This window comes from Deferrisoma palaeochoriense (genome assembly GCF_054656955.1).
The window spans coordinates 25257-39260 of sequence record NZ_BAAHXI010000015.1 but is presented as its reverse complement, the minus strand read 5'-3'; the positions used below and the strand labels follow the sequence as shown (position 1 = coordinate 39260).

The window sequence follows — 14004 nt, the reverse complement described above, 5'->3', positions numbered from 1 at the left end:
GCTACGGCTTGGGCTTGGGCCGGGGGTGGGCCGCCAGAAACGCCTTCACGCACTCGGGGTCGAACTGGGTCCCGGCGCACCGCTCGAGCTCCGCGATCGCGACGTCGTGGCTCAGCCCTTTCCGGTAGGCCCGGTCGCTCGTCATGGCGTCGTAGGTGTCGGCCACGGCCATCACCCGGGAGGCCAGGGGAATCTCCTCCCCCGCGAGCCCCTCGGGGTATCCCTTGCCGTCGAACCGCTCGTGGTGGTGGTACACGATGGGCACCACGTCCCGCAGGAACGAGATGGGTTCCAGGATCCGCTTGCCCATGGCGGGATGGCCCTTGATGATGTCGTACTCCTCGGGGGTGAGCCGGCCGGGTTTGTTCAAGATGGAGCTCGAGATCCCGATCTTCCCGATGTCGTGCAGGAGCCCCGCCTGCCGGAGCGTCTGACAGAAGTCCTCGTCGAGGCCCATTTCCCGGGCCGCCGCCACGGCGAGCCGGGTCACGTTCTCGGAGTGGCCGTGGGTGTACGCGTCCTTGGTCTCGATGGCGAGCGCCAGCCCCTGGATCGTCTCCCGGAAGGTGTTCTCCAGGTCGGCGTAGAGAAGGGCGTTCTCCAGGCTCGCCGCGGCCCGGTCCCCGAGCACGATCAGGGCCTTCTCCTCCCGGGGCCGGAACGGGGCCCGCTTGCGGCGGGAGTAGGCGTTCAGGAGCCCCAGCACCTGGCCGCCCCGCCGGAGCGGCACGGAGAGGAGCGTGTGCATCCGGCTCCGGCCGGCATCGGTGAGAAGCGAGGCGAGGTCCTCTCCCTGCACCTGGACGTGGGGCTTGGCGCCAAGCAGGGTTTCCAGCCGGTCCGGGGCGGCCAGGAGCGGCGTCTCGTCGCCGTTGGGCCCCAGACCCAGCCGACGGGTGAATCCTTCTTCCTTGGGCGGCCGGAACCACAGCTCCACGGCGTCGGCCCCCACCTCCTTGCACGCCGCCTCCACCACGATCCGCAGGACCTCGTCGAGGGAAAGGCTCGAGGAGACGGCCTCGCTCAGCCGAAGCAGGGTGACCTGCTCCCTCAGTTGCAGGTTCTCGGCCTCGAGGCGGAGTTTCTCGACGGCCCGGTTCACCACCTGGATGAGTTCGCCCACCTTGAACGGCTTGAGGATGTAGTCGTAGGCCCCGATCTTCAGGGCCTCGATGGCGGTCTCGACCGTGGCGAACCCGGTCATCATGATCACGATGGACGGGTGGCCGGCCTTTCGGATCTCCCGCAGGAGCTCGAGCCCCCCCATGCGGGGCATCTTGAGGTCGGTGACCACGACGTCGTAGGGGTCCTTCTGGGCGAGCTCCCAGGCCTCGTCCCCGTCGGCGGCCTCGTCGACGCTGTAGCCCTGCTCCTCCAGGATGTCGGCCAGGACCCCGGTGATGTCCTCTTCGTCGTCCACCACCAGCACGCGGGGCCGGTGGGTCCGTTCGTCCTCCATCACGCGCTTGCTCCTTCAGACGGCGAGTCGGGTTCCGGTTTCGCCGCCCTCCCCTCGGGCCCGGCCCGAAACGCGGGCAGCCGGACCCGCGCCACCGTGCCCCGCGGGGCGCGGGGTTCCAGGCCCAGTTCTCCCCCCAGCCGGCGCACGATGCCCAGGGCCACGAACAGCCCCAGCCCCGTGCCCTTGCCGGCCGGTTTGGTCGTGAAAAACGGCTCGAACACCCGCTCCCGATGCTCCTGCGGGATGCCCGGGCCGTCGTCCTCCACCTCCACCCACACGGCGGCCCCGGACGAGCCGGTCCGGACCCGGATCGTCCCCCGGCCGGCCACGGCGTCGCGGGCGTTGGTCAGAAGGTTCAGCAACACCTGCTCCAGTTCCTCGCGGTTTCCGAGCACCTTGGGCAGATCGGGGGCCAGTTCTTCCACGAGGCGGACGTTTCCCCGGGAGAGGTCGTACCGGGCGAAGGAAAGGGCCTCGGCCGTCACCTGGTTCACGTCCACCGGGTACACCCCTTCGTCCCGGGGCCGCACGAAGCTCATGAGGTTTCGCACGAGCCGGTGGATCCGGTCGACCCCTTCCCGGATCCGGCGGGCCCCTTCCCGGTGCTTGGGCTCCTCCAGGCGCATCTCCAGGAGCTGGGCGTAGGAGGACACCGCGGTCAGGGGGTTGTTGATCTCGTGGGCGATGCCCGCCGCGATCTGGCCCACGGTGATGAACTTTTCGTGCCGCTCCACGGCGCGGGCGAGTTCCCGTTCCCGGGTCACGTCCCGGGCGTAGGCCACCGCGGCCACCACCTCGCCCGAGGGGCCCACCAGGGGGCACGCCCGGTAGAGGTAGGTGCGCCCGTTCCAGCGCAGCTCCGTCTCGGCCGGCGGGGCATCCGGGCCGGCCTCGAACACCCCGGGAACGGGGCAGCCCGGACACGGGTGGTCCCCCCCGTGGAGCACCTCGTGGCACCGCCTGCCGATGAGTTCCCGGGGGTGAACCCCGGCCAGCCGGGCCAGGGCCCGGTTGGCCCGGCGGATCCGGAACCCCCGGTCCAAGATGGCGATGGTGTCGGGGATCGCATCGAACGTGCGTTCCCACTCGTCCTTGCCCACGCTCAGGGCCTGGTACAGCCGGCTGCGGCGAAGGGCCTCCGCCCCCTGGGCCGCGAAGAGCTCCACGAGGCCCTTCTCCCGGGTGCCGAACGACCGGCCCCCGGCCGACCGGACCCATAGATGCATCGGCGGGTTTCCCTCCACCGGCACCCGCGCCTCGGTCCAGGCCTGGGGCGTGGGCCGGAACGCGGGTTCGGCGGCCTCCGGCACCAGGGAGGTTTCCGCGCCGGGCAAGATCTTCTCCAGGGCCCCGGCCAGGTGGTCGAGGATCTCGCCGGGCACCTGGCTTTTCACGAACACCCGCTGAGCTTCCACCAGGGCCTCGAGGCCCCGGGTGTGCTCCTCGAGTTCGTCGTAGAGATCCCGGAGGTTTTCCTGGCTGGCCCGGAGTTGCTCCATGTAGGCCGCGAGCTGGGCTCCGGTGGCCTCCTGCTGCTCCCGGAGCATCTGGCGCATCCGGGCCCGCTCGGCCAGGCCCCGAAACCGCGCGGCCCGAAGCGCCTCGGGATCGTCGGGCGAAACCGCCTCGTGGGCCCCAGCGGCCACGGCCTCGGCCACCCGGCCGGGTTCCTCCACCACGGCCGCCACTAGGGCCTCGGGCCAGCGGGCCCGGGCCTCGCGCACGCGCTCGGGCACCGAGGCCCCCGACGCAGTCACCAGCACGAGGGCGGGGGTGCCGGCGGCCGGGGAGAACCCGGCGGCCCCGAGCTCGGGCTCGAGCTCGGGGAACCGGGATCCGGCCCAGGTAAACGGCAGGCTTTCGGCGGTGTAGGCCATGGGGTGTGGGATCTCCGTTGACCCGGCCGAGCACCGGCGGCTAGTCTGCGCGCCGGGGGGCCCGGGAAAGACTCGACATCATATCCAGAAATCGGCAGGGGATGCCAACGACATGAGCCCTGAATCCGGCCCGGGCCGAAGCCCCCTCGTCCCCGCCCATCCCCGGTGGGCCGACGAGGGGCTCGCGGTGCTGCACGACAGGGGGGTGGACCCGGCGCGGTGGCCCTCTTCGGCCGCGACCGCGCTCACGGCGGCCCTGGGGGCAAGCCCCGAGGTGGGACGGTGGGTGCGCCGGCGTCCCGAGCTGGCGCTGCGACTTTTGGAGCCGGACCTGACCGGGGCCCTGGGTCCCCAGGACATCCGGCGCCGGATCGATGCGGCGCTCGAATCGGGCGAGGCCCCCGAGGTTGCGCTGCGCAGGGTACGGGCCGAGGAGATGCTCCGGATCGTGGCCCGGGAGGCCGCGGGGCTCGCGCCGGTGCACGTGACCGCGGCCGAGGTGAGCGCACTCGCGGAGGCCGCGGTGGACGCGGCCCTTGGGGTGGCCTGGGCCGAGGCCGGTCCGGCCTCCGGCCGCCGGATCGTGGCCCTGGGCATGGGGAAGCTCGGCGGGCGGGAGCTCAACCTGAGCTCCGACGTGGACCTCGTGTTCCTCTACGACACCGAGGGGGAGGATCCGGACGCCGACCGCTTTGTTTCGCGGATCGTCTCCCGGGTGGTGGAACTCCTCGGCCGGGTGACCCCGGACGGGTGGGTGTTCCGGGTGGACCTGGGGCTTCGGCCCGAGGGGCGAAGCGGCCCGGCCGCCCACTCGGTGGAAAACGCGGTGCTCTACTACCAGTCCTGGGGCCAGACCTGGGAGCGGGCGGCGCTGCTGCGGGCCCGGCCCGTGGCCGGCGACCGGGCGTTGGGAGAGCGGTTTCTGCGGGAGGTGGAGCCGTTTGTGTACCGCCGCAGCCTCGATTACACCACCGTGGAGGACCTCAAGGAGATGAAGGCCCGGATCGACCGGGCCGCGGCCCGGCGATTGGGCGGCCACGACCTCAAGCTGGGGCGGGGGGGCATCCGGGAGGTGGAGTTTTTCGTCCAGACCTTCCAGTTGATCCACGGCGGCCGGACCCCGGTGGTGCGGGGCGGAACCACCTGGGAGGGGCTCGAGCGCATCGCCCGGGCCGGCATCGTGGATCCCGAGGTCGCCCGGCGACTGGCCAGGGCCTACGGGTTCCTGCGGGGTCTCGAGCACGCCGTGCAGGCGCTCCATTTCCGCCAGACCCATCGGTTGCCGGCCGATCTCGAGGAACTCGGGGCCCTGGCCCGCCGCATGGGGTTCGACGGCCCCGACCGGGTGAGGCTCCTGGAGGAGGCGCTCGAGGAGGTTCGGATCGACGTCCACGGAGAGTACGGCCGTCTGATGCACGGGGCAAGCCGCGAATGGGAGGAGGGGGACGACGCCGAGGCCCAGGCGCTCCTGGCCCTGCGGGAACGCGAAGAGGCCCTGGAACGCCTGGCGGCGGCGGGGTTCCGGAACCCGGGCCGCGCGTGGGAGGGGTTGGAGCGACTCCGGGGCTCCGGGGGGCGGGTCCCGCCGTCACCCCGCAGCCGCCGGATCCTGGGCCGCATCGGGGCGCGGCTCCTCGCGGAGGTTCGGCGGTCCCCCCACCCCGACCAGGCCCTGGAGTATCTGGGGGAGTTTCTGGATTCCTCGGGGGCCCGGGCCTCGTACCTGGCGCTCCTCGAGGAGAATCCGGCCACCGCCCGGCTGCTCGTACAGCTGTTCGGGACGAGCCGGTTCCTCTCCCGGTACCTGGTGAGCCACCCGGAGCTCCTGGACGAGCTCGTGCTCGGCCCCGGGGCTCCCGAGGGCCGGTCGCCCGACGAGATGGTGGAGGAGTTGACGGCGGCCCTGGAGGACATGGACGACGAAGAGGCGTTGGATGCGCTTCGTCGGTTCCGCAACGCAGAGTTTCTGCGGATCGCGCTCCACGACCTTTGGGGCGACCTCCCCCCGGAGGGCGTTACCCGCCAGGTGACACGTGTGGCCGAGGCGTGCCTGGCCGCTGCGCTCGCCCGGGCGGGGCGGAACCTCCGGAAACGCCACGGCAAACCCCTCCTGACCGACGGCCGCGAGGCACGGTTCGCCGTGCTCGGCATGGGGAAACTCGGGGGGGAGGAGATCGACTACCATTCCGACCTGGACGTCGTGTTCGTGTACGAAGGGATGGGCGAGACCACGGGGGGGGCGGGCCGCCCGCTCTCGAACGCCGAGTACTTCGCCCGGCTCGCCCAGCGGCTTATCACGGCGCTGAACACCCGGACCCGCGAGGGGGTGGCGTTTCGCATGGACGCGCGGCTCCGGCCCTCGGGGAACGCGGGCCCCCTGGTGACCTCGCTCGAGGCGTTCGAGGCCTACCATCGGGGGGAGAGCCAGACCTGGGAGAGGCAGGCCCTGATCCGGCTCCGGCCCGTGGCGGGAGACCCCGAGCTGGGCCTCCGGGTGCGGGAGATCGCGGACGAGGTGCTCTACGCCGGTCCCCCGGCCCGGGACCCCCGGCCCGAGATCGCGGCCATGCGGGAGCGGATCGAGCGGGAGGTGGCCCGGGAGGAGCGGGGCCGGGTGGACCTCAAGGCCGGCCCCGGCGGCCTCGTGGACGTGGAGTTCGCCGTGCAGGCCCTGCAACTCCTTCACGGGTGGCGGATCGGGGCGGCCCGCAGCCCGTCCACCCTGGCCGCCCTGGAGGGGCTTCGGCAGGGGGGGGCCGTGTCGGCCGGGGACGCCGAAGTCCTGGAGGAGGGGTACCGGTTCCTCCGGCGGGTGGAGGCCCGGCTCCGGATCCTGTCGGAGCGCCCCACCGATCTCCTGCCCCGGGACCCGGACACCCTGGCCGACCTGGCCCGGGGCCTCGGGTTTCCCTCCGGCGAGGCGCTCGCGGAGTCGGTGGGGCGGTGGAGGGACCGGATCCGGGCGGTGTACGCGAAACTCATGGATCTCGACCGGGCGGACGATCGGTAAGATCGGTCTGAGCCCCGCGGCCTTCGGCCCCGGAGATGGGGCCTCCTGCAGGGTAGCCCCTGACAAGGAGTCCGGATTCCAAGGAACTTCGGTCTACGGTCCCCGGTCCTCGGTCCCCGGTCCTTTGGCCCAGACCGTGGCGATTCACCTTGTGGCCGAAACGGAGAAGTTATTAACCCGGCGTCAATACAGGCGCGCAAGGAGATCGCGAGGGCATGGGGCCTGCTTCCGGCCGTGCGTGAGTGCGGCATCCGGCTTACGCTGCATCCGGCACTCAGCCGGATGGATGGAACCATTTGGGAACTCTGGGTGTTTTCGTCAGTCCGCTTGGCCGGAAGGGTCCCAGTCGTTGGCTGAGTGCCGGATGCAGCGACTGTAGGAGCCACGCCTGGCGCTCCAGCAGGCCCCATGCCCCCGGCCGTGGCTATTTAGCCGCCGGAGTAATAGTGTTCTAGTGAACGGGCCGCGCGCCGCGGCCTACGGGAGCCTTCCAGGATCTTCGCGGCCAGGCCGCCTCGCCGTCCGGCCGCCCAGCGGAAACAGCCCATGCGGAAACGAGTGCTCATCGTGGATGACGACCCGGGGACCCAGGGGCTCCTCGTGGAGGTGCTCCGGGAGATCGAGGGCGTCGAGGTCGAACCGCTCATCGCGTCCACGGACGAGGAGGGGTACCAACGGTTCCTCGAGGTGGGGCCGGATCTGGTGCTCCTCGATCTCCTCCTTCCCCGCAAGGGGGGGATGGACCTCCTGCGGCGGATCCGGGCGCTCCGGGGGGGCCGGGAGGCCGCGGTGATCGTGATGAGCGCCGTGTTCCGGGAGGCCGACGTGCGCGCCGAAGCCGTGGGGCAGCTCGGCGCCCTCGAGTTCTTCCGCAAACCGTTCCACCTGCCCTCGGTGCGGGCCCGGCTGTCCCAGGTGCTCGCGCCCCGGGAGCGGCCGGCCCACGTGGCACCCCTGTTCGGGAACGGGAGAGGGACGGCCTCGGCGGGCACCCTGGCCGCCGTGGAACTCCCGGCGGTGCTCCGGGACCTGGCCCGCAGCCGCGCCGACGCCTGCCTCGACCTTCGGATGGGCCGGGTGCGAAAGACCCTCTTCTTCCGGGAGGGCCGGGTCGTGTTCGCGCTTTCGAACCGGTTGGCCGAAACCCTGAGCCGGTTCCTCCTGGCCGAGGGGATGATCGACGAGGACCTCTACCGGCGGGGCCTCGAGGCCATGCGGGCCGAGCGACGGCGGCTCGGGGAGTTCCTGGTGGCCGAAGGGGCGATCCACCCCGACGCCCTCCACGGGGCGCTGCGGCACAACCTCTGGGAGAAGTGCCTCGACGTGTTCTCCTGGCCCGAGGGGGAGTTCCGGGTCGGCGAGTTCCGGGCGCCCCCGGCCGAGATCCCTGGCCCCCCCTTCGAGGTGGACCGGCTGGTGTGGGAGGGGGTGCTGGGGCGGTACCCCTACGAACGGGTCACCGCGGCCCTGGCCCCCTACGAGGGGATCCCCATCGGCCTGAGGGGCGATCTGTTCGACCTGGCCGCGCGGGTGAACCTGGACCGGGATCATCTCCAATTTCTCCATATGGTGCGCCGCCGCCATGGGGAACCGTTGGGGCGGCTCCTTGCCGAGGCCCAGGGAGAGGCCGAGGTGCGGGTGCTGTACTACCTGCTGGTCTACGGCCTGCTGGGGGCCGCGGACCGGGAGGGCGAGGACCTGGATCTCGCGGACCTGGAACGGGTGCGCCGGGCGCGCCGGGAGCTCGACGCCCTCCGGCGCCGCAACTATTTCCAGGTGCTGGGGGTGCGGGTGGGGGACTCGGACGAGGCGGTCCGCCACGCCTACCTCCAGAAGGCCAAGGATTACCACCCCGACGTCCTCTCGCCGGGGGAGCCCGAGGCCCTCAAAGGCATCTACGGCGAGATCTTCCGGTTGGTCCAGACCGCCTACGACGCCATCAAGACCCAGGCCCGGCGGGACGAGTACCTGCGGTTCCTCCAGGGGGCGGAGCCGGAGTCGAGGGACGCGGGCGACATCCTTTCGGCCGAGGCCCGGTTCCAGGAGGGCCGGCAGTTGTTGCGGCGGCGACGGTGGGACGAGGCCGCCCGGGCCTTCGAGGAGGCGCTCGCCGTAAACCCCGACGAGGGGGAATACGTGCTCCACCTGGGGCTCGCGCGGCTACGCCAGGCGGCCGCCGGCCGCGACGGGGCCCTGGCCGAGGCGCGCGCCCTCTTCCAGCGGTCTGCGGAACTCCTTCCCGGGGCGGCCGAGCCCTGGTTTCGGCTTGGCCGGCTGGCGCTTCTGGACGGCGACGCGGCCGGGGCCCGACGGTCGTTCCGGGAGGCCCTGCGGCGAGACCCGCGCCACACGGACGCCCTGCGGGAGTTGCGGCGCCTCGACCAGGAGGACGAACGGCAGAAGGCGAAGGGGCTGGGGCTTCTTTTTCGCGGGAGACGCACATGACGCTGGGACGGCTGACCGGGGGGGTGTTGGCGGTGGCGCTCGCGCTGACGGTTTCGGCCCGTGCCGTGCCGGGCCGGGAACCCACTCTTTTGCTCGCCTACACCTCGGGCGTCCGGGGCGAGATCGAGCCCTGCGGGTGAAAGAGCGGCAGGTTCGGGGGTCTCGCCCGAAGAGCCGCGAAGATCTCGGAACTCCGCAAGACCGGGGATCTGCTCTACGTGGACGCCGGGGACGCCCTCTTCCGCGCGCCGGCGGTGCCGGCCGGGGAGCCGGGACGGCCCCTTCGGGAGCGGGCGGCCCTGGTGGCCCGGGTGCTGGTGCGCTGCGGGGCCGCCGCCGTGAACGTGGGGCGGCTCGACCTGGCGGCCGGGTTGGGGTTCCTCGAGGCCCTGGCCGGGGGATGGGGCGTGCCCTGGGTCTCGGCGAACCTCTTCGACGCCGAGGGGCGGCGGACCTTTCCGGCCTGGCGGATCGCGCGATGGGGGGCCGGCGAGGTGGGGATCGTGGGCCTCACCCGGCCCTCGCCGGGTGACGACGCCCGCCTCGGCATCCGGGTGGACGATCCGGCCGAGGCCCTTCAAACCGCGCTGGGGGAGCTCCGGGGCCGGGGCGTGGAGACCGTGATCGTGCTCTCGAACCTCGGGCTCGAGGCCGAAAAGGATCTGGCGAAGCGGGTTCCCGGGGTCGCGTTTCTGGTGGGCGGGGGAACCTACCCCTACCTTCCCGAGCCCCCGGTGGTGGGCGACACGGTGATCCTCCACGCGGGGGATCGGGGGCGGTTCCTGGGGGTGCTGGAGACCGACGCCGCGAGCCTGGGGCGGTGGCGCGATCCGGTGAATGGGGCCCAGGAGGGGATCTGGCGGGCGCGGCTCGCCGCGGCCGAGGCCGAGCTCCAAAACGCCTCGCCTGACACGGCCCCCGCGGTGCGAAACACGTGGGACCGGCAGGCCGCGGTGGCCCGGGCGGCGTTGGAGCGCCTGGCGACCGCCCGGGCACGGTTCACCCACCGCATCGTGCCGCTCGCGCCGGGCGTGCCCGAGGACCCGGAGGTATCCGGGTGGGTGCGCAGGGTCACGGGCAGCCCCCCGCCGGTGCCTCCCCGGCCCGCCGCCCCCGCAGCCCGGGCCACCCACACGGGTTCGGCCGGGTGCCGGGGGTGCCACCCCCGGGCGTACCGAAACTGGGTCAACACCCCCCACGCCAGGGCGTACGGACCGCTCCGGGGCAAGAAGCCCGATCCGGCCTGCCTGGAATGCCACGCCACCCGGATGGTACGGGAGGGGGGCGCGTTCACCGAGCCCACCGTGGCCTGCGAGGCCTGCCACGGGCCGGGGGTGAACCACCGGGGCCGGGGGAACATCGTGCGCTCGCCCCCGCCCGCGACCTGCCGGAGGTGCCATCGGGGGTACCACAGGGGGGAAGAGGCCTTTGATTTTCCAAAGGCCCGCGACGCGATCCGGTGTCCGGAAGGCTAGGCGGCTGGGCGGCTGGGAGGCTAGGAGGCTGGGAAGCGGGGAGGCTGGGAGGCTGGGAAGCGGGGAGGCGGACGGCGTTGGGCCCCCCCTTCTACCGCTCGCGCGTCCCGGCATCTGCGTGCATCGCTAGGATCCGTTCCACGATGCCGGTGGTGGACTTCCCTTCCACAACGGGGATCGTGACCACCCGGCCGCCGCGCCGTTCCACCTCCTCGCGGCCCACGATCGCCTCGGGCGCCCAGTCGCCCCCCTTCACGAGCACGTCGGGGCGAACGGCCTCGATGAGCCGCAGGGGGGTATCCTCTTCGAACACCACCACGTAGTCCACGCTGGCGAGGGCGGCGAGCACCGTGGCCCGCTCCTCCTGGGTGCACACGGGCCGGGTGGGGCCCTTGAGCCGCCGCACGCTGGCGTCGCTGTTCAGCCCCACCACCAGGCAGTCCCCCAGGGCCCGGGCCGCCTCCAGGTAGCGCACGTGTCCGGGGTGCAAGATGTCGAAGCACCCGTTGGTGAACACGACGGTCTCGCCGGAGGCCCGCCGCGGGGCCAGTTCCTCGACGAGCCTTTCCGCGGACAGGATCTTTTGGTCGATGGGGGTGGGGTGGTGGGAAGGCATGATCTACTCCCGGGGGTGGCTCACCGCTCCACGACCCAGGGCAGGAGCCCCTCGGCCCGAAGCACCGGCCACAGCGCGGGCGAGAGCTTCGCCTCGGTCAGGAACAGCTTCTCCCCGGCGGCCCGGGCGGGGTAGAGTCGTCCGGTCAATCGCTCGTCGTCGATCACGAGGCCGGGCACCCGCAGCCGCACGGCCTGGCCGGCCGGCGCCTCCACCGTGGTGGCGGCGTGGGGCACGCCCAAAAGGGCCAAGATGTCCCGAAGCACGGCCAGGTCCGAGACGCCCTCGGGCCACCGTACGGTGAAGTACCCGGCACGCCGGAGCAGATCCTCCAGCCGGCCGGCACCGGGAGGGGGCACGGCGTAATCGAGTCCGGACCACCGAAACCAAAGCTCCGGCCGCACCCGGTACCGGATGCCGCCGGCGAGGTCGAGGTCTAGCTCCGGCCGCACCCGGTGGGGAACCCCGAGGGCCGATAAGAGCGCGGCCGCGCCGGTGGCCCGGTCGGCCATGGAAAGGGTGGTCGGCCGAAACCCGCCCGGCTCCTCGCCGGCGCGGGCCGGGAGGGCCGCGCCGAGCCGGTGGAGCTCCATGCCGAGCCGGCGCACCTCCGCCGCGAGTCCGGGCAGCACCTCGCCGCCGGCCCGCAGGAACACGTGGACCTTTCCCTCCCACAGGTCTTCGGGCCGGGGCACCACGGTCCACCGGGCCAGGATCCAGAGCTCGGCCCCGCCCCCCAGGGCCACCGTGCGGGGCCCCTCGGTGAGCTCGTGGAACCCTAGGTGGGGCAGGAGCCGGCCGAGCTGGGTTTCGGGATCCGGGTCCACCCCCCGCACCACCCCGTAGCCCCAGGTTCGCTCCACCTCAGTGGCAAGGGTCGCGGCCAGCCGTTCGCCGGGATCCAGGAACACCTTCCGGCCCGAAGGGCCGGTCACGAGTGGAAAGTACTTGGCGGGGAGCCGCAGCGTCCTTCCCCGGCCCAGGGGCAGGAACGTCTCCCCGGTGTCGGTGACCTGGCAGCCCAGCTCCCGGAGGAGGCCCAGGACCGTGGCGTGGGAGGGAGGGACCTGGACGGGCTTGGGCGGGGCCCCCTCCGGGTTTGCGACCTCGGGGGGAATGCGGAGCCGCTGGCCGACGTAAAGGCGATTCAGGTCCCGGATGCGGGGATTCGCCTTGGCCACCGCCTCGAGGGCCCGGGGCATCTCGTCGCGGGTGACCCCGAACCGTTGCGTGAGAACCTTCCATAGACTGTCCCCGGGCTGCACCGTGTACGTCTGCTCCCGGGGCGATTCCTCCTGCGGGGCCAGGCGTTCCTCGATCTTGAACGGCACCCTCACCCGCTGGCCCGGCCGGAGCCGGTCGGGGTCGACGCCGGGGTTGAGCTCCCGAAACGCCTCCACGAACGTCGGTAAGGCCTCGGCGTCCACCCGGTACTCGGTGCGGAGGATCCTCCAGAGGCTCTCCCCCGGTTGGATCTCCCGGGTTTCCGCGAACACGGAGCGGTTCCCCCGGCGCTCCACCGAGAGGGTGCGCTCCAGCCGGATGGTGGTGCCCGGAGGAGGAGGGGCCTCGTCGGCCGGCCACGCGGGAACCGCGAGGGCGAGGAGGAGCGCGGCCGCCGCCCCGCGCGGTTTCACCGGCCCAGAACCTCCAGGAAGCACGGGCCGCCGATCCACAGGTCGTCCTCGAAGTCCTCGATGTTGGCCCAGGAGGCGCGGGCCACCAGCGCCCGGTTCGCGTCGTACTCGTACCGGAATTCGATCGGGGTGTCTTCGGCCGTGCTGGAGACCTGGATGGCGTCGGGCCCGGCGGTTTCCGAGAACCGAAGCGTCCGGCTGAACACCCCCGGATTCTCGGTTTCGGGAACCTCCTTGTCCTCGCCGTTCACCTGGACCTGGATCGCGCCGCTCCCGGCCGCGGCTACGTCGAGTACGATGACCCGGGCGGTCGTGCCGAACCCCAGGTACCGGGTGCTGTCGATGGAGAGGAACCGGGCCACCAGGGCCTCGACACCGCCGTCGGTGCCGAACCAGATGTTCCCGGCCGGGTCGGCGAAGACCTGAAACGTGTTCTTGGTGCTGGACGGGACCGGTGTGCCCCCATCGAGGACCTGGGCCCATTCCGAAAGGCTGGTGCCGTCCCACACGGCGAACCAGGCCCCGTCGGTGCCGGCGGCGAGCCACAGGGCCTGCTCCACGGCGTCAAACCCGAGGGCGTGGGGCACGAGCCCGTCTGGCACGGCGGTTTCGAAGCTCGGCGCCGCGGACTGGGGGTCCGTCAGGTTTGAGGCGGCATACTGCCAGACCTTGTCCTCCCCCAGGACCCACAGGTTTCCTTGGTCGTCATAGAGCAGGTCGATGAGATCCCCGGTGGCTCCCGGGGTGTCGAGGGCCACGGGGGACCCGCCCGAGTCCACGAGCAGGACTTGCCCCCCGGCCAGGTAGGCGGCCGTGGTCGGGGAACCCGGCGCCACAGCCACGGCCGCGACCGTATCGCCGTCGGAGTACGGGCTGTCCGTGGTCTCCTGGGGAGCCTGGCCCGAGACGTCCCACTCCCGGAGGCCGGCGTTGGTGGCCACCCACACCCGCTGGGTTCCCGCGGAAGCGAGGTCGTTCACGTGCTGGGCGTCGTCCTGCCCCTGGAACAGGGTGGCGTCTTGGGGGAGCGAAAGCCCCGAGGTCGAAAGCACCCGGCCGTACTGGAGGCCCGTGGTGAACCCGGCGAAAAAGTACTCGTCGTTTCCGATCTGGGCGAAGGTCACGGCCGTCGCGGTGTCGGAGAGGAGGCCGTCGGTTTGCCGAAACGGAAAGAAGGTGGCCCGGCCGAACAGGGTGGCGGGTTGGGCCGGGTTTGCGCCGGCGGCGGGGGCGAGGGCCGAGATGCCGTTGGGGGTTGACACCCAGACCCGGTTCGCCCCGTCGGCTGCAAGCCCGTTCACCCTGCCCGTCGCCAGGGGGAGGCCCAGGGTCGAGAACGATTTCTCCGGCACGTGGAGGTGCAGGTCGTACTGGGCCCGGGCGCCCGCGGGCGGGATCATCAGGGCGGCGAAAAGAAAAAAGATCGGGGCTCGGAACGGTCTCATGGCGGCTCCTCCGCGGAAAAGGGCCTTATAGCACGCC

General features: G+C 72.2%; 9 protein-coding genes. 4 read left to right on the top strand and 5 right to left on the bottom strand.

The annotated features are described in order from the left end of the window. Position 1: 1 nt before the first annotated feature. Both ACYQ8L_RS06170 and ACYQ8L_RS06165 read right to left on the bottom strand, forming a co-directional pair. Positions 2-1459: an HD domain-containing phosphohydrolase gene (locus ACYQ8L_RS06170; protein WP_459940905.1), complete on the bottom strand. Its 1458-nt coding sequence runs from the start codon at positions 1457-1459 to the stop codon at positions 2-4. Continuing rightward, positions 1459-3339: a two-component system sensor histidine kinase NtrB gene (locus tag ACYQ8L_RS06165; protein WP_459940904.1), complete on the bottom strand. Its 1881-nt coding sequence runs from the start codon at positions 3337-3339 to the stop codon at positions 1459-1461. The genes ACYQ8L_RS06170 and ACYQ8L_RS06165 overlap by 1 nt, the downstream gene beginning before the upstream one ends. A gap of 112 nt (positions 3340-3451) precedes the next feature. Between ACYQ8L_RS06165 and glnE the strand changes: the two genes are divergently transcribed. The 4 genes from glnE (at position 3452) to ACYQ8L_RS06145 (ending at position 10269) form a co-directional block, all read left to right on the top strand. After that, positions 3452-6349 carry a bifunctional [glutamate--ammonia ligase]-adenylyl-L-tyrosine phosphorylase/[glutamate--ammonia-ligase] adenylyltransferase gene (gene glnE, locus ACYQ8L_RS06160; RefSeq protein ID WP_459940903.1) on the top strand — a complete coding sequence of 966 codons (2898 nt, stop codon included), beginning with the start codon at positions 3452-3454 and terminating at the stop codon, positions 6347-6349. 546 nt (positions 6350-6895) lie between these two features. Next, a complete protein-coding gene (locus tag ACYQ8L_RS06155) occupies positions 6896-8794 on the top strand; it encodes a DUF4388 domain-containing protein (protein ID WP_459940902.1) in 1899 nt (632 codons plus the stop codon). Then, positions 8791-8934 carry a hypothetical protein gene (locus tag ACYQ8L_RS06150; RefSeq protein ID WP_459940901.1) on the top strand — a complete coding sequence of 48 codons (144 nt, stop codon included), beginning with the start codon at positions 8791-8793 and terminating at the stop codon, positions 8932-8934. The genes ACYQ8L_RS06155 and ACYQ8L_RS06150 overlap by 4 nt, the downstream gene beginning before the upstream one ends. Positions 8935-9012: 78 nt before the next feature. Next, the gene (locus ACYQ8L_RS06145; protein ID WP_459940900.1) at positions 9013-10269 is read left to right on the top strand and encodes a multiheme c-type cytochrome; all 1257 of its coding nucleotides are present in this window, start codon (positions 9013-9015) and stop codon (positions 10267-10269) included. A 91-nt stretch (positions 10270-10360) separates the two neighbouring features. Here the strand turns inward: ACYQ8L_RS06145 and rfaE2 are convergent, their stop codons facing one another. Genes rfaE2 through ACYQ8L_RS06130 form a run of 3 tightly spaced genes read right to left on the bottom strand, consistent with a single transcriptional unit; the run spans position 10361 to position 13967 of the window. Beyond that, the gene (rfaE2, locus tag ACYQ8L_RS06140) at positions 10361-10885 is read right to left on the bottom strand and encodes a D-glycero-beta-D-manno-heptose 1-phosphate adenylyltransferase (RefSeq protein ID WP_459940899.1); all 525 of its coding nucleotides are present in this window, start codon (positions 10883-10885) and stop codon (positions 10361-10363) included. Positions 10886-10905: 20 nt separating this feature from the next. Continuing rightward, on the bottom strand, positions 10906-12522 hold the full coding sequence (locus ACYQ8L_RS06135) for a LysM peptidoglycan-binding domain-containing protein (RefSeq protein WP_459940898.1): 1617 nt from the start codon (positions 12520-12522) through the stop codon (positions 10906-10908). Beyond that, positions 12519-13967 carry a ligand-binding sensor domain-containing protein gene (locus ACYQ8L_RS06130; RefSeq protein ID WP_459940897.1) on the bottom strand — a complete coding sequence of 483 codons (1449 nt, stop codon included), beginning with the start codon at positions 13965-13967 and terminating at the stop codon, positions 12519-12521. The genes ACYQ8L_RS06135 and ACYQ8L_RS06130 overlap by 4 nt, the downstream gene beginning before the upstream one ends. Positions 13968-14004 lie beyond the last annotated feature (37 nt).

What these genes read in the sequence shown, in the direction of transcription:
- ACYQ8L_RS06130 (WP_459940897.1), bottom strand. Translation starts at nt 13,967, where the DNA reads ATGAGACCGTTCCGAGCCCCGATCTTTTTTCTTTTCGCCGCCCTGATG.
- ACYQ8L_RS06150 (WP_459940901.1), top strand. Translation starts at nt 8,791, where the DNA reads ATGACGCTGGGACGGCTGACCGGGGGGGTGTTGGCGGTGGCGCTCGCG.
- ACYQ8L_RS06170 (WP_459940905.1), bottom strand. Translation starts at nt 1,459, where the DNA reads ATGGAGGACGAACGGACCCACCGGCCCCGCGTGCTGGTGGTGGACGAC.
- rfaE2 (WP_459940899.1), bottom strand. Translation starts at nt 10,885, where the DNA reads ATGCCTTCCCACCACCCCACCCCCATCGACCAAAAGATCCTGTCCGCG.
- ACYQ8L_RS06155 (WP_459940902.1), top strand. Translation starts at nt 6,896, where the DNA reads ATGCGGAAACGAGTGCTCATCGTGGATGACGACCCGGGGACCCAGGGG.
- ACYQ8L_RS06165 (WP_459940904.1), bottom strand. Translation starts at nt 3,339, where the DNA reads ATGGCCTACACCGCCGAAAGCCTGCCGTTTACCTGGGCCGGATCCCGG.
- glnE (WP_459940903.1), top strand. Translation starts at nt 3,452, where the DNA reads ATGAGCCCTGAATCCGGCCCGGGCCGAAGCCCCCTCGTCCCCGCCCAT.